The 15,402-nt window shown below is 58.8% G+C and carries 14 protein-coding genes; 5 read left to right on the plus strand and 9 right to left on the minus strand.

Features of this window, described 5'->3' with window-relative positions:
- The first annotated feature begins 19 nt into the window (after positions 1-19).
- Positions 20-1,237, plus strand: coding sequence for an exonuclease subunit SbcD (sbcD, locus tag Q3H59_RS15590; RefSeq protein ID WP_309835726.1), 1,218 nt, complete (start codon positions 20-22; stop codon positions 1,235-1,237).
- Positions 1,234-4,917 carry an AAA family ATPase gene (locus tag Q3H59_RS15595; protein ID WP_309835728.1) on the plus strand — a complete coding sequence of 1,228 codons (3,684 nt, stop codon included), beginning with the start codon at positions 1,234-1,236 and terminating at the stop codon, positions 4,915-4,917. Before sbcD ends, Q3H59_RS15595 begins: the two co-directional genes overlap by 4 nt.
- A 57-nt stretch (positions 4,918-4,974) precedes the next feature.
- Here the strand turns inward: Q3H59_RS15595 and Q3H59_RS15600 are convergent, their stop codons facing one another.
- Genes Q3H59_RS15600 through Q3H59_RS15610 form a run of 3 tightly spaced genes read right to left on the minus strand, consistent with a single transcriptional unit; the run spans position 4,975 to position 6,673 of the window.
- Positions 4,975-5,628, minus strand: a complete 654-nt coding sequence (locus tag Q3H59_RS15600) for a DUF799 domain-containing protein (protein ID WP_137385252.1) — start codon at positions 5,626-5,628, stop codon at positions 4,975-4,977.
- Positions 5,625-5,984, minus strand: coding sequence for a DUF4810 domain-containing protein (locus Q3H59_RS15605; protein ID WP_101762458.1), 360 nt, complete (start codon positions 5,982-5,984; stop codon positions 5,625-5,627). Before Q3H59_RS15605 ends, Q3H59_RS15600 begins: the two co-directional genes overlap by 4 nt.
- Positions 5,985-5,995: 11 nt before the next feature.
- Entirely contained in the window at positions 5,996-6,673 is a 678-nt protein-coding gene (locus Q3H59_RS15610) for a CsgG/HfaB family protein (RefSeq protein ID WP_222233075.1), read from the minus strand.
- 154 nt (positions 6,674-6,827) lie between these two features.
- Here Q3H59_RS15610 and Q3H59_RS15615 point away from each other — a divergent pair, with 154 nt between their 5' ends.
- Positions 6,828-7,247 (plus strand): cell envelope integrity protein TolA, encoded by a 420-nt coding sequence (locus Q3H59_RS15615; protein WP_309835732.1) that lies wholly within the window; start codon positions 6,828-6,830, stop codon positions 7,245-7,247.
- Here Q3H59_RS15615 and Q3H59_RS15620 read toward each other — a convergent pair.
- Both Q3H59_RS15620 and Q3H59_RS15625 read right to left on the minus strand, forming a co-directional pair.
- Positions 7,177-8,268: an AraC family transcriptional regulator gene (locus tag Q3H59_RS15620; protein WP_309835733.1), complete on the minus strand. Its 1,092-nt coding sequence runs from the start codon at positions 8,266-8,268 to the stop codon at positions 7,177-7,179. The two genes, Q3H59_RS15615 and Q3H59_RS15620, sit on opposite strands and share 71 nt — an antisense overlap.
- Before the next feature lie 151 nt (positions 8,269-8,419).
- On the minus strand, positions 8,420-9,424 hold the full coding sequence (locus Q3H59_RS15625; protein WP_309835735.1) for a phosphotransferase: 1,005 nt from the start codon (positions 9,422-9,424) through the stop codon (positions 8,420-8,422).
- Positions 9,425-9,683: 259 nt separating this feature from the next.
- Between Q3H59_RS15625 and eat the strand changes: the two genes are divergently transcribed.
- The gene (gene eat / locus Q3H59_RS15630) at positions 9,684-11,048 is read left to right on the plus strand and encodes an ethanolamine permease (protein ID WP_061717487.1); all 1,365 of its coding nucleotides are present in this window, start codon (positions 9,684-9,686) and stop codon (positions 11,046-11,048) included.
- A 246-nt stretch (positions 11,049-11,294) separates the two neighbouring features.
- On the opposite strand, the gene mak is transcribed toward eat, so the two are convergent.
- Positions 11,295-12,206: a fructokinase gene (gene mak, locus Q3H59_RS15635; protein ID WP_110867766.1), complete on the minus strand. Its 912-nt coding sequence runs from the start codon at positions 12,204-12,206 to the stop codon at positions 11,295-11,297.
- A gap of 145 nt (positions 12,207-12,351) precedes the next feature.
- Here mak and rdgC point away from each other — a divergent pair, with 145 nt between their 5' ends.
- Positions 12,352-13,263, plus strand: coding sequence for a recombination-associated protein RdgC (rdgC, locus tag Q3H59_RS15640; protein WP_008106069.1), 912 nt, complete (start codon positions 12,352-12,354; stop codon positions 13,261-13,263).
- A 127-nt stretch (positions 13,264-13,390) separates the two neighbouring features.
- Here rdgC and ppnP read toward each other — a convergent pair whose 3' ends face one another.
- The 3 genes from ppnP to Q3H59_RS15655 all read right to left on the minus strand — a co-directional run bounded on the left by ppnP (position 13,391) and on the right by Q3H59_RS15655 (position 15,392).
- Complete coding sequence (ppnP, locus tag Q3H59_RS15645; protein WP_101762466.1) at positions 13,391-13,675, minus strand: pyrimidine/purine nucleoside phosphorylase; 285 nt, start codon at positions 13,673-13,675, stop codon at positions 13,391-13,393.
- A 104-nt stretch (positions 13,676-13,779) separates the two neighbouring features.
- Positions 13,780-14,457, minus strand: a complete 678-nt coding sequence (locus Q3H59_RS15650) for an AroM family protein (RefSeq protein ID WP_192414239.1) — start codon at positions 14,455-14,457, stop codon at positions 13,780-13,782.
- 2 nt (positions 14,458-14,459) lie between these two features.
- Positions 14,460-15,392 carry a DUF1177 domain-containing protein gene (locus tag Q3H59_RS15655; protein WP_309836726.1) on the minus strand — a complete coding sequence of 311 codons (933 nt, stop codon included), beginning with the start codon at positions 15,390-15,392 and terminating at the stop codon, positions 14,460-14,462.
- Positions 15,393-15,402: the final 10 nt, after the last annotated feature.

Genomic DNA, 15,402 nt, shown 5'->3' on the forward strand with positions numbered 1-15,402 from the left:
AATAGAGCACGGAGCAAACATGCGCATCATTCACACCGCTGACTGGCATCTCGGTCAGTTCTTTTACAGCAAAAGTCGCGCGCGGGAACATCAGGCGTTTCTCGACTGGCTGCTGGATCAGATTGTGCAGCATCAGGTGGATGCGCTGATTATCGCCGGCGACCTGTTTGATACCGGTTCGCCGCCGAGCTACGCGCGTGAAATGTTTAACCGTTTTGTGGTGGCGCTGCAGCCAAGCGGCTGCCAATTGGTGGTGCTGGCGGGCAATCACGACTCGGTGGCGACGCTGAATGAATCGCGCGAGCTGCTGGCATGCCTGAATACGCAGGTGATCACCAGCGCCACGCCGCAGGGCGAACAGCAGGTGTTAGCCCTGAAGCAGCGTGATGGCGCGCCGGGTGCGCTGCTGTGCGCCATTCCTTATCTGCGTCCGCGCGACATTCTGCGCAGCCAGGCCGGCCAATCCGGCCGCGAGAAGCAGATCTCGCTGCTGGAGGCGATCGAGCAGCATTATCAGCACTGTTTTGCCGCCGCGCAGGCGCAGCGCGATGCGCAGGACGTTACGCTGCCGATCATCGCCACCGGCCATCTCACCACCGTTGGCGTGACTAAAAGCGATTCAGTGCGCGACATCTATATCGGCACGCTGGATGCCTTCCCGGCGCAGGCGTTTCCGCCCGCCGATTACATCGCGCTCGGTCACATCCATCGCGCCCAGCGCATCGCCAACAGCGAGCACATTCGTTACAGCGGCTCGCCGATTCCGCTCAGTTTTGATGAGCTTGGCCGCGAGAAAAGCGTCTTCCTGCTGGAATTCAGCACCACGCTCGATACCGTTACGCCGCTAACCATCCCGCACTTCCAGCCGATGCAGATGCTGAAAGGCTCGATGGCGGAGATTGAACATCAGCTGGCGCAGTTCAGCGCGAGCGCCAGCGAACAGCCAGTCTGGCTGGATATTGAGATCACCACGCAGGAATATCTCAGCGATCTGCAACGTCGCATTGAAGCGCTCACCGAAAATCTGCCGGTCGAAGTGCTGCTGGTGCGCCGCAGCCGCGAACAGCGGCAGCGCAGCCTCGAACGGCTGGAGAACGAAACCCTGAGCGAACTAAAAGTGGAAGACGTGTTTGCTCGCCGACTGGCGCAGGAAGATCAGCTGGATGCCGGGCAGGCCGAGCAGTTAACGCAGCTGTTCCGCACCCAGCTTGCCGCGCTGGAGAATCCATCCGCATGAAAATTTTGACGCTACGTTTTAAGAACCTCAATGCGCTGCGCGGCGAATGGTTTATCGATTTCCGTCGTGAGCCCTTTGCCAGCAACGGCTTGTTTGCCATTACCGGCGCCACCGGGGCGGGCAAAACCACCTTACTCGATGCGATTTGCCTGGCGCTCTATCATCAGACGCCGCGCCTCGGCACGCTGTCGCAAACCCAGAACGAGCTGATCACCCGCGACACCGCCGAGTGTCTGGCGGAAGTGGAGTTTGAGATCAAAGGCGAAGCCTGGCGCGCCTTCTGGAGCCAGAACCGCGCGCGCGGCCAAGCCGACGGTAAGCTGCAGGCACCGCGCGTCGAGCTGGCGCGTGTGGCCGATAATCAGATCATCGCCGATAAAGTTGGCGACAAGCTGAAAGCGATTGAGACCCTGTCGGGGCTCGATTTCGCCCGTTTTACCCGCTCGATGATGCTGTCGCAAGGCCAGTTTGCCGCCTTCCTGAATGCCAAACCCGGCGAACGCGCCGAGCTGCTGGAAGAGCTGACCGGCACCGAAATCTACGGACAAATCTCGGTGCAGATCTACGAGCGCTGGCGCACCGCGCGCAGCGAGCTGGATACGCTGCGCGCCCGCGCCGGTGGCATGTCGCTGCTCGATGTAGCGCGCCGGGCAGAATTGACGCAGCAGCTGGCGGAACTTGGCGCGCAGGAGAAAATTCTCAGCGAACAGCTGACGCTGGCGCAGCATCAGCAGCAATGGCTGGTGCAGCAGCAACAGCTAACGCAAGAGCAGCAGCAGGCCGAACAGACGCTGCTTGCCGCGCAACAGGCCTGGCAGCAGGCGGATGGTGATCGTCAGCGGCTGGCGCGCGCCGAACCGGCAGAAAAACTGCGCGAGAAGTTGCAGCAGCGCGAACAGTTGCAGGGCGATCTGCGTACGCTGGAACAGCAATCGCAGCAGCTGCAGGCGCAACGGCAGCAAGCCAAAACCGCGCTGCAACAGGGCGAAAACCATTATCAGGCCGCGCAGCAGGCGCGCGAACAGGCGTTACAGCAACAGCAGCAGCTTGAAACGCTGCTCACCGAGCAGGTTATCCCGCTCGATCAACGCATCACCACCCTCTCGCAGCAGCTGGATGAACAGCAGCGATTGCATCTGCAGCAGCAACAGGCGCTGCAATCCAGCCAAACCGCACTCAGCCAGCAACAGCAGGTAAGTGAACGTTTACAACAACAGCTGGCGCAGCAGCAGGAATTTCGTGCCCGCGAAGCCGCTGTCGCCCATTGGGGCGTGGAATTAACGCGCTGGCAGGCGGAGATTGCCCGACTGGATGAGCGCGAGCAGACGCTGACGCAGCTGATCGCACAGCACCAACAGCAGCGCAGCCAGCTGGAGCAGCATCAACAGGCGCAGGCTCAACGTGAACAGGCGGCGCAACCGTTGCAGCAAGCCGAAACGCAGGCCGCACAGCAGCGTCTGCAAGCGGAGCAAGCACTGACTTCACTTGAGGCGGAGATCGGCAGCGCACAACTGCGCGACGCCCTGACGCAGCATCAAACCCAACGCCCTGCGCGCCAGCAGCTTAACCTGCTCGCCGCGCAGTGGCGCGCGCTGCAACCGCAGCGGTTACAGCGTCAGCAGAAACTGGCGCAGCTCCAGCAGCAGCATCAGGACGCGGAACAGACGTTGCAGGCGCTGCGCGAGGAGTACAAACGGGAACATCAGGCGCTGCTCGATGTGCGCAAAATCTGCGAGCTGGAGCGCACCATCGCCCAGCTGGCCGACGAGCGCGCTAAACTGCAGCCGGATCAGCCCTGCCCGCTGTGCGGCTCGTGCCAGCATCCGGCGATTGCGCAATATCAGCAGCTTGAGCCCGGTGCCAATCAGCAGCGTTTAACCGCGCTGGAAACGCGCGTGGCGCAGCTAAAAGAGTCCGGCACCGCCAAAGGCGAGCAGCAGAAACTGTCGCTGCAACAGCAGCAGGCGTTGCAGCAGGAGATCAGCGATTACGATCAGCAACTGGCGACGGTGAACACCCAATGGCAAGCGCTGAGCGGTGAGCTGGCACTTACCTGCACGCTGGAGCAGCAGGACGATTTTGCGCAGTGGCAACAGCAGCAGGATGCGCGGGAACAGCTGCAGCAACAGCAGCTGCAGACGCGGGAAAACGCTGCGCGTGCGCTGCAGCAGGCAAAGGATGCGCATCTGCAACAGCAGCAGCTGTGGCAGCAGCATCAGAATCAGCAGCAGCTGGCGCAGCAGCAGATCGCCAGCACGCAGCAGACGCTGGATGAAATCAGCCAGCGCGAGGCCAGCGAACGCAGCGCCATGCAGCAACTGGCGCAGCAGCTGGAACAGCAGCTGACGCAGCATCAGCTCGTCCTGCCAGATGTCGCTGAGCGGGAAAGCTGGCTGCGCACCTTACAGCAACGCTGGACCGCATGGCAGGAAAATGAACGGTTACACGGCGAGTTGCAGCCACAGCTGGTGAAAGCCGAAAGCGAGCGCAGCAGCCTGCAGCAGAATCTGGCGCGTGAACAGCAGCGGCTGGATGAGCTGCAGCAGACGCTCAGCACTTTGCAGCAGCAGCGCCAGCAGCAGCAACAACAGCGTCAACAGCTGTTTGGCGATCGTCTGGTGGCAGAAGCCCGGCAGCAGCAGCATGCCGCGCTGCAACAGTGTGAACAGGCGCTGGCGCAGCAGCTTCAGCAGTGGCAACAGGCGCAAAGCATGCTGCACGGCCTGAATGGCCAGTGCGAGCAGATCGCGGCGCAGCAACACACCTTGCGTGAGCGCGCTGCCGCCGCAGAAAGCGCCTTCCTCGCCGCGCTGCAGCAGAGTGATTTTGACGATGAGCGCGCGCTGCGTGCCGCCCTGCTGGAGGAGCGCGAGGTGCAGCAGCTGCGCCAGCAGTTACAGACGCTCGATCAGCAGCGCCAGCAGCAGCTCACCCTCAGCGAACAGCTTATGCAGCGCTGGACGGCGCATCAGCAGCAGCGGCCTTTGGAACTTAGCGACGAGATCGCCGCCACGATTCAGCAGCAGCTGGAACAGCTGCGCGTGACGTTACGTGACAATGCCCGTCAACAGGGCGAAGCGCAGCAGCAGTTACACAGCGATGCACAACAGCGTTTGCAGCAGCAATCGTTGCTGACGCAAATCGCCACCGATGAAGTGGAACTGGCACAGCTGGGCCGTCTGAACGATCTGGTAGGTTCGGCCAAAGGCGATAAATTCCGCCGCTTCGCACAAGGTCTGACGCTCGACCATCTGGTGTGGCTGGCGAACCGTCAGCTCGATCGCCTGCACGGTCGCTATCTACTGCAACGCCGCATCAGTGAAGAACTGGAGCTGGAAGTGGTTGATACCTGGCAAGCTGACGCCACGCGCGATACGCGCACGCTATCGGGCGGCGAGAGTTTTCTCGTCAGCCTGGCGCTGGCGTTAGCGCTGTCAGATTTGGTGAGTCATAAAACGCGCATCGAATCGCTGTTCCTCGATGAAGGCTTCGGCACGCTGGATGCCGAGACGCTGGATACCGCGCTGGATGCGCTCGATGCCCTCAACGCCAGCGGCAAAACCATCGGCGTGATCAGCCATGTCGAAGCGATGAAGGAGCGTATTCCGGTGCAGATCCGTGTCCGCAAGATGAATGGCCTGGGTTACAGCAAGCTGGAGCTGCCGGGCGATCTCGCTTAAAAACGCACAATTGGTAGCGGCGCGATAATTCGCGCCGCTACGATTCACTGCGTTCTTTTATCGCGTACTCACCAACTTATAACGAGGGCCGGCCAGCAAACCGCCCTGCTCGTTCTGCGCCAGCAGACGGGCGCTGGTCACACCGGCGATGGTGTGTGCCTTATCCGATACATTGCTGGCGATCTGCTTAATCGCAGCAGAGACCAACATGCCAATGATACCGCCATTATTGTTGTTGCCATCTTCCGCGTCGCTGGCGGTGGCAATGCCTTGCCACAGCTCTTTACCGCTGCGCAAATCCACCAGACGCGCCGTCGCCGACACCCTGGTCACGCTCTGGATCACCTGATAGCTGCTGCCGTAATCGGTCACTGAAATGTACAGCGCGCTGTCGGCGTGGAAGATGTCATGCAGACGCTGCGGGCTGACAGCCTGAATTTCATGGCCGTTGGTCAATCCGTTCTGCTGGAAGGTTTCATCCACCACCGCCACCGGGAACACGTAATAGCCCGCTTCCGCCAGCGGACGCGTCACCAGCGAGGTGAAGCTGTTCGCCGCGTTCACATCCGGCGCGCGGTTATCCGCAGGCAGCACCAGAATTGAGGCCGGCTTGCTGGCGCGGAAGGCGCTGTAATCGTATGGTTTTTTATGCGCGCAGCCGGTCAATAGCAGCGTGGCCAGCACGCCTAAAGACACAATCAGCTTTTTCACTGGGCAACTCCTTGTTTTTTCTTCATCAGAAAGTCCATATAGGGCGCCGATTCCGGGAACAGCTGCTTCTCGGTGGCAAACTGGCCGAAGGCTTTATCGGTAGCACCGGTTTTGGCGTACAGCAGGCCGAGCTGCGCGTGCAGGCCCGGCGCAACCGGTTTGTTGACCGATTTGGCTTTTTCAATATCCAGATTCAGTGCTTCGATCTGCTTCTGCGGATCGCTATCTTTTTTGTAATAGCTATAGATCTGCTGCTGGTAATCGCCCCAGTAATAGATCGGTTCCGGCCCTTTTGGCGCACAGCCAGCCAGCACACCCGCAGCGATCAGCGCCGCACTCAGTTGCAACCCTTTCATGCTCAATATCCTTATTTCGCCGGACGCCATGCGCCACTGTTAATGCCATCCACTAAATGATCTACCGCTTCACGAATCGCCAGATCCATCACTTTGCCGTTGAGAGTGGAGTCATAGCTGGTGGTGCCGCCGAAACCGACGATCTCACGCGCTGACAGCTTGAATTCACCCGCGCCCTGCGCGCTGTACACCACTTCTGAGGTGGTGACATCCACCACATTCAGGTTGACTTTGGCATAGGCAATCTGGTTCTTACCGCGCCCCAAAATGCCCCACAGCTGCTGATCGCCCACTTCTTTGCGACCAAATTCGGTGATATCGCCGGTGATGATGTAAGTCGCACCTTTGATGTTCTGCTCGCTCTTCTTAAAGCCGGCTTCCTGCTGCAACTCTTTCAGGTTGCTGCGATCCAGCACGTTGAAGCGATTGGTCTGCTGCAGGTGCGTGACCAAAATGGTTTTCGACTGATTGCCAAGACGATCCACGCCATCAGAGAAGATGCCGTTCATGTACGAGGAGCGGTTATCAAACTGGCCAACCGCAATCGGGCTGCGCACGCCCTGATACGCGGGCTGGCTGGCCGCACGCACCTGTGGCGCTTCAATGGCGCGTGACGATTCGGTCGCGCAGCCGCTGAGCAGCGTGGCGCTTAACAAGGAGAGTGCCGCAAGGGCATATTTTTTCTGCATTTCTAATCCATGAATCAAAAGGAGATAAAGCCGCAAGGCTGCGGCAAATTCTGGTTCTGCCGATAGTCAGAGTAATGCCATAGCATTGGTTGAGTCGGTCTGTAGACTGTCGGCAGTGAGGGAGAGGAACTTTAGTGAAAACACAGGCATATTAATGAATTTAATTAATCGAATGGCGGGATTATTGGGCGGGTTAATGATTGTTGTGGGCCTCAGCGCTTGTCAGCATTCTCAGCCAAAGCAACAGGATAGCATCGCCAACCTGTGTCAGCCGCAAAGCGCGCCGGGCAGCGCATCCTGCAAGTGGGCTGATGAGATGCAGCATCAGCTCAACCAGCATTTCCGCGATGCGCGCCGTTATGCCGGTCAGCAATGTCTGGTGCGGCTTGAGTGGCAAAACAGCGGGCGCTACGCGGTGACGCAGACGCAAGGCGACGAAACGCTGTGCCTGCGCGCCTGGCAGTTGATTGGTCAAAGCAACCATTTACCGCCGCCGCCGGACGCTAACCAGCCAGCGTGGTTCGGTTTTGCCCCGGCAACGCCGAGCCATCCTGGCGCCACTGGCGCGGGCTGATGCCAAACCAGCGGCGGAAGGCGCGGGAGAAGGCGCTGACTTCGGAATAGCCGAGCAGCAGCGCCATCTCTGAGATCGGCAGCTGCTTCTGTTGCAGATAGTGCGTCGCCATCTCGCAGCGCACCTTGTCCACCAACGCCGTGAAACTGATGCCTTCTTCACGCAGCCGCCGTTGCAGCGACCAGCTCGACAGGCCCATTTTTTCGGCAATCTCTTCCAGCACCGGTTCGCCCTGCATCAGTGACAGATTGACCTGCGATCGCGCCTGCTCCACCACGCTTTGCAGGCTGGCACAACTGTTCAGGCGGCGGATAGCATCCTGCATCACCATCAGCAACATCGGATCTTGTTCCGGCATGCTGCGCAGCAGATCGCGTTTCGGGATCAGTAATGAGTTGAACGGTTGATCAAACCACACCGGCGCATCAAACACTTTGCAGTGCTCGTGCCACTGCTCCGGGCGCGGATGTTCGAAGTGCACTTCACGCGGTGCCCAGTTTTTGCCGGCAACGTGGCGGATCAAGTTGAGAAACATACCGAGCGTCAGCTCCGCATCCTGACGTCTGGAGAGGATCGCGCCGTGGCGCACCTGATAATCGAGCCGCCAGCACTCGCCTTTATCCACCAGCCGCGTCAGCGTGTCGTGCTGATGCCACGGAAAGGCATTTACCACGTTGTGCAGCGCCTGCTCCAGCGTGGGCGAACAGAGGCCGATATACCCAATCAAGCCTAATGACTGCGGTTTGAACTGCTTACCGTAATGCAAACCGAAGTTATCAAAACCGGAATGACGCGCTGCCTCTTCCATCACGCGGCAGTAGTTCACCAAACCCAGGCTTAGCGTGGGGCTCGCCAGCAGTTCGGAGTTGATGCCGCTGATGCCAAAAATACGATCGACATCGCCGCCTTTGTCAGTGATAAACCCGCTCAGTCCGGTGGCCGCCGCCGCCAAAACGCCGCGGTTGCTGGCGCTGACGGACAAGGCGCTAAAGGCTTCAGTGGGTGTTATGAGTGATTGCATCGGAACCTCTGCGTGTGGCGCGAGTGAAACAGGTTGAGGATTCCAGCAATATTCGTACCAGGCGGATGATTTGCGGATTTTGTCGCAGGGTCGCCATGAATGGCGACCTTTGCTGCGCCGCGACAGCGCAAAGCTGCTCACTGCTGGTGCATCAGACGCCAACCGGCAGCTGATTGGTTTCCAGATAACGTCGGCAGAGGCGCACCGAGTGATCGGCCCAGCCCGGCCCAAGGCTCAGTGCCATTTCCGTTTCCGCGTGTGATCCCATCCACGCCGTCATCTGAATGCGGCGCTGGATCAGCAGCGTCGGCACCAGCGCCATCTCGTCATCACTGATGTGCGCCACTTTTTCGTAACCGAGGATCCAGTTATCCACCCATTCGGCGGCGCGCGGATGGTGCTCAACAAAACTGATCGCTGCCGCCAGATCGTGCAGATACCAGCCGAGTCCGCAGTCATCAAAGTCGATCACCCGCGTTTCGCCTTTATGCAGCAGCAGGTTGGTCAGACGCAGATCGGCGTGGATCAAACCATAACGATCCGCCCCTTGGCCAAAGCCCTGTAGCTCCTGCCCGACGCGCGCTACCGCTTCGGCGACGATGCCATGATCGGCCGGATTGAGGTTCGGCGCATCCTGCCAGCGTCCCCAATGGCTATGATCGCTGACCATGGTGTGATGATCCCAGATGATGCGCTGGAAACCGGCCGGTTTCTGCCAGCTGCGGCTGTGCTGGTGCAAGCGCGCGGTGATGTGACCCAGCTGCTGAAACGCTTTGGGATCGACATCGGTGGTGGGCATGTCACCCTCAATCCAGTGGAACAACACGGCATAGCGCTGGGCGCCATTTGCCATCGGCAGCGTCAGCACGGTCTCACCCTCACTGGCCGGGATCGCCTGCGGCACCATGATGCCAATGTCACGCAGCGCATCCAGCCACTGCAGCTCGCTCTGAATGTCCGCTTTGCTGTGATAGTTAGGACGATGCAGACGCAGCGCGTAGCGTTTGCCCGCCGCCTGCAACAGGAAGGTGGCATTTTCCGACCGGCACAGCAGCTTGAGTTCGCCGCGCAGTGCCGCGGGATAACGGGCCAGCGCCTGATGCGCCAGCAGGGTGATTTCAGTATCGGTTAAGGTATCGGATTGTTCGGCACTCATTCATCAATCTCCAGCATCAAGCAAGTGGTATCAGCATGGGATGACGTCGTCCTGACTGCTTGACCGCAGACAACCCAAAGTTGACCGCAGCGTGCATCTGGCACTTTTCTTGCCTCAGAGTTGACCGTGGAGGACAAAACTCACTGCGCCCGCGTCAAGTTTTCCCGCGCCCGGCAGCGGCATTATCACTTCACTGTAGCGCAAAGATAAAAAAGCGCGGTGAAGCTGCCGCACCAACAATGACGACGGGGAGAAGATGATGACGAATAAGCTCAAACCCACGCTGGGCACCCTGCATTTGTGGGGCATTGCGGTTGGACTGGTGATTTCCGGGGAATATTTTGGCTGGAGTTACGGCTGGGGCGTAGCAGGCACGCTTGGGTTTCTGATCACCACCGCGATGATCGCCACCATGTATACCTGCTTCATTTTCAGCTTTACCGAACTGACCACCGCGATTCCACATGCGGGCGGTCCGTTTGCCTATAGCCGCCGCGCGTTCGGTGAAACCGGCGGCTTGATCGCGGGCCTCGCCACGCTGATTGAGTTCGTGTTCGCACCGCCGGCGATCGCCATGGCGATTGGCGCTTACCTCAACGTGCAATATCCCGATCTCAATCCGAAAACCGCTGCGGTCGGCGCTTATATCGTCTTCATGACGCTGAACATTCTCGGTGTTAAGCTGGCGGCGATGTTCGAATTGGTGGTCACTGTGCTGGCGGTTCTGGAGCTGCTGGTGTTTATGGGCGTGGTGTCGCCGGGCTTCAGCATCGCCAACTTTGCCGCTAACGGCTGGGCGGGCAGCGATCACTTCGGCATGCCGGCGATGTCTGGCATCTTTGCCGCGATTCCGTTCGCCATCTGGTTCTTCCTGGCGATTGAAGGCGCGGCGATGGCGGCCGAAGAGGCCAAAGATCCCAAACGCACCATTCCCAAAGCCTATATCACCGGCATTCTGACGCTGGTGGTGTTGGCGATTGGCGTGATGCTGCTGGCCGGTGGCGCTGGCGACTGGCGCAAGCTGTCGGACATCAACGATCCGCTGCCGCAGGCAATGAAGATGATTGTCGGTGAAAATTCCAACTGGATGCACATGCTGGTGTGGATCGGTCTGTTTGGCCTGATTGCCAGCTTCCACGGCATTATTCTCGGCTATTCGCGCCAGTTCTTCGCCCTCGCCCGCGCCGGTTATCTGCCGCAGAGTCTGGCGAAGCTGTCGCGCTTCCAGACGCCGCACCGCGCGATTATCGCCGGGGGTTTAATCGGGATCGCCGCGATCTACAGCGATGGTTTCATTAATCTGCAAGGCATGACGCTGACCGCTGCGATGATCACCATGGCGGTGTTCGGCGCGATTGTGATGTATCTAATGAGTATGCTGAGCCTGTTTAAACTGCGTCGCACTGCGCCGGAGATGGAACGCAGCTTCCGTGCGCCTGGCTATCCGATTGTGCCGGGCATTGCGCTGGTGCTGTCGCTGGTGTGTCTGGTGGCGATGCTGTGGTTTAACCCGGTGATTGGCGGCTTGTTTGTGGCGATTATGGCGGTGGGATATGTCTACTTCCTGGCGACTAAAGCCCAGCGCGATAACGCGCCGCAGGATTCGATGTTAGTGGGTGAGTGAGTGGGTTAGTGCTGGCTGTCCCCCATCCCGGCCTTCCCCCGTAAACGGGGGAAGGAGATGTGCACGCTGTCCCCCATCCCGGCCTTCCCCCGCAAGCGGGGGAAGGAGACGCTGCCACATGCAGCTTCCTCACTGACATGTGGCAGCATCTTCCTCCCCCATTTATGGGGGAGGACCGAGGAGGGGGAAAGCGAGTACAAACCGAGGAGGGGGAAAGCGAGCACATACAGAGGTGCGTAACAGAAACTACCCTTTCAACGGCCACAACCACGCCGCCCCGCGCACGCCGCTTGAATCGCCATGTACCGCCTTCAGCACTGGCGTTTCACACTCGCGGCCAAACACCCACTGCTTCATCAGCGCCGGCACGGTTTGGTACAGGCGATCGTTGTTACTCATGCCGCCGCCCAACACAATCACATCGGGATCCAGCAGATTCACGACCTGCGCCAGTGATTTCGCCAGACGCATTTCGTAGCGATTCATCGCCAGTTCCGCCACCGGATCCTGCTGCTCAATCAGCTTGATGATCTCCGCGCCTTTCAGCGCTTTACCGCTCAGACGCTGATAATCGATAGCGAAGCCGGTACCCGATACAAAGGTCTCAATGCAGCCCTGCAAGCCACAGTAACAGGGCACTTCCGCGCGATGGCGCAATTCATCCTCATCCATCCACGGCAGCGGATTGTGGCCCCACTCACCGGCATTGCCGTTACCGCCAATGCGCGACTCACCGCCAATCGCTACGCCCGCGCCCGATCCGGTGCCGATAATCACCGCAAATACCAGCGGCTGACCCGCGCCCGCGCCATCTACCGCTTCGGAAACCGCCAGACAATTCGCGTCGTTGGCGATGCGCACGTCACGATTCAGCGCCTGCGCTAAATCCTTATCCAGCGGCTGACCGTTCAGCCAGGTGGAGTTGGCGTTTTTCACCCGCTGCGTGTAGGGCGAAATCGTGCCGGGAATGCCGATGCCGACCGTGCCCTGCTGGCCGGTTTTCTCCTCCGCCAGCAGCACTAAATCGACAATCGCCTGAACCGTGGCAGCGTAGTCGTCACGCGGCGTGTTAACGCGATGACGGAACAGTTCCTGACCCTGATCAGACAGTGCAATCACTTCAATTTTGGTCCCGCCTAAATCAATCCCGATGCGCACGATTTATTCCTCATTATTCGTTCTGGTGACCAATACAGTAGAAGGCTGAATCGGGAAAGGCAATGAAACCAATCCGATGTTTCGCTATCATGCGCGCTGACTTTGAGACTTGTGCGCCCGATCGCACCCACGGTAAGGAATCCCGATGTTGTGGTTTAAAAATATGATGGTTTATCGTCTGAATCGTGACATTCCGCTGTCCGCAGACGATCTGGAAAAACAGCTCGACGCCTTTACCTTTTCGCCATGCGGCAGCCAGGATATGGCGAAAACCGGCTGGGTTTCACCGATGGGCAACCGCAGCGAAGCGCTGACGCACGAAATCAACGGTCAGATGGTGATTTGTGCACGCACCGAGCAGAAGATTCTGCCGTCGCCGGTGGTGAAGCAGGCGCTGGAAGCCAAAATCGACAAGCTGGAAGCAGAACAGAGCCGCAAGCTGAAGAAGACCGAGAAAGATTCGCTGAAAGATGAAGTGCTGCACAGCTTGCTGCCACGCGCGTTTAGCCGTTTCAGCCAGACGTATATGTGGATCGACACCGTTAACAATCTGATCATCGTCGACTGTGCCAGCGCCAAGAAAGCCGAAGACACGCTGGCGCTGCTGCGTAAAAGCCTCGGTTCACTGCCGGTGGTACCGCTGACGCTGGAGAATCCGATCGAGCTGACGCTGACCGAATGGGTGCGCTCAGGTGAGCTGCCAGCCGGTTTTGCCCTGATGGATGAAGCCGAGCTGAAAGCCATGCTGGAAGATGGCGGCGTGATCCGCTGTAAGAAGCAGGATCTGATTTCCGACGAAATCGCTACACACATTGAAGCCGGCAAAGTGGTCACTAAGCTAGCGCTTGACTGGCAGGAACGCATTCAGTTCGTTATCGCCGATGATGCTTCAGTGAAGCGTTTGAAGTTCAGCGACACGCTGCGTGAGCAGAATGATGACATCGACCGCGATGATTTCGCCCAGCGTTTCGATGCCGATTTCATTCTGATGACCAGCGAACTGGCCGCACTGATCAGCAATCTGGTCGAAGCGTTAGGCGGCGAAGCGAAGCGTTAATCCTCTCGATCCTGGTCGCCATTAAGGGTGACCCCACGACAAACCCGCAGGATTTTCGTGGGGTGCGCAATAAAAAAACCTGCGCTTCAACAGAAGTCGCAGGTTTAAGATGTTCTAAAGCTTGAGTTTAGAGGTAGCGGCACAGATAAGAAGAAGGCTCTGCCACCTGCAGATGGAATTCGCTTTGGCCTGGCACGTTGAAGCTGGTGCCGGCTTCGTACCATTTCCACTCGGTTTCGCCCGGCAGCAGCACTTTCAGCGCGCCGCTCACCACCGTCATCTCTTCCGGTTGATTGGTGCCGAAGGTGTATTCACCTTCGGCCATCACGCCAACGCTGGCACGGCCAATGGTCACGCTGTCGAAACCAATAGATTTCACTTTTCCGTCGAAATACTCACTTGTATTGAGCATATTACTTCCTCACAGCACATTATCGTGACTGGCAGATTACTAAGGAACTCGCTGATCTGTCACGCGAATTAGCGCCACAGATCGCAACTTGTGATCTCCCTGCGTTAGACGATCAATTCTGCCGCCAGCTTGGCCACCAGCACGTTCGACAGCAGTACCGGAATGCCCAGCATTTTCTGCAGGAAATCGCGGTGCTGCTGGTGATAGCCGATGCAATCCAGCACCACCACATCCGCGCCCTGCTCCTGCAGCGACAATCCCGCTTCCACCAAATTGGCCTGCTCCGCCAGATACGGGCTGGCAACGGCAAAACATGGTGGAGTGATCAAGTTGCGCCACTTGTTGGCCTGCTCGGCAATCTGCTCTTCCACCGGCACCACAATCCCGACCTTATGATCTTGCACAATCGCGCGTACCAGCGGTGGGATGATGCGATCGGGCTCCAGCAGCAGAGCGGATTGGGTTTTCAGCGCGCCAAACTCGCCGGTGCACAGCAGCAAAATGGTGTCATAGCCCTGCTGCTCCAGCGCGTTGATCTTACGTTGCAGTCCCAGCTCCACTTTTGCTACGGACAGGCGCACCTGCTCGCCGCTGGTCATACGCGATACCAGCACCTTGTCGCCCGGCGCGGGCGCATACTGCAGCTCAACTTCGGCTAGCGTCAGGCCGTCGAGTAAACCGGCATGCGCCACCTGATCGGCGGGCAGATGTTCCAGCAGCAGCGGCAGAATGTCGCTACGCGGTGATTGACCAATCGTCAGTGTGACCAGGGAGATGTTCATCATCAGGCTTTCCGGGTGCGCAGATGGCTGAGACTACCATACAAAGAGAGCAGCAGCGCGTACTCTTGTGGGTCGTAGAAGTGACAGGTTTCACGCCCGAACTCTTTCGCCACTTCGACCGCAAACTTCACGGCTAAAGCGATATCCACTTCGTGGCTGGCGCCGGTGCCGCAGCCCGGCACCACCGATTCGGCACAGATCGCCACGCCGACCACCGGCACATCCGTCGCGGTGGAAGGTTGCAAAATACTGTTGAGGTGATAAACCCCGTTGCCGTATGGCGTGATGTCCTGCGTGGTGATCGGGAAGGTAACCGCCGGTTTGCCGCTGGTCATCTCCATGATGCGCAACAGATCTTCTGATACGCGCAGGATGTAGCCCTCTTTCACCGTCGGCGACAGCGCGTAGCCTTTGTGATTAAGGATGCGGTTACCTTTGGTGGTATCGATCGACAGAATCGCATCAACGCCAGCGATCACTTCATTGTCATTCATGGTGATGTCGTCGCACGGCGAATCCATGAAATCGACTGGCTCGTGCGGACGGGTTGGCGCATCCGGGCAGATGTGGGTGGTGATAATCACATCACCGGCCAGCACGTCGCCTTTGGTCTGCATCTGCGCCAGCTTCAGAGCGCTGCTCACCGCCGCGACGGCGCCATCGGCATCCGACACCATACCAATGCGCGTTGGACGCGCACCGATACCGCCGAGACGGCCAATGATGCCGAGCGTTGGCGCACTGCCGCCGTTGCTTTTGCCCTGCGCACCGGGGATATCGATGCGGACGAAATCGGTCCGCCCTTTTGGCCCGCTAACGCGTTTCGTGCTGGTGGTGACGCCCGGATAGGCCGCGAACAGATCGACCACCTGTTGGCCATCGATGTAAGCGCTATCGAGTAACTCAAAGACCTGCAGTGTCTGCTGTAAACTCATCATCAATTTC

The sequence above is a fragment of the Pantoea sp. SORGH_AS_0659 genome (assembly GCF_031453915.1).
In the GTDB taxonomy this organism is placed as follows: Bacteria; Pseudomonadota; Gammaproteobacteria; order Enterobacterales; family Enterobacteriaceae; genus Pantoea; species Pantoea leporis.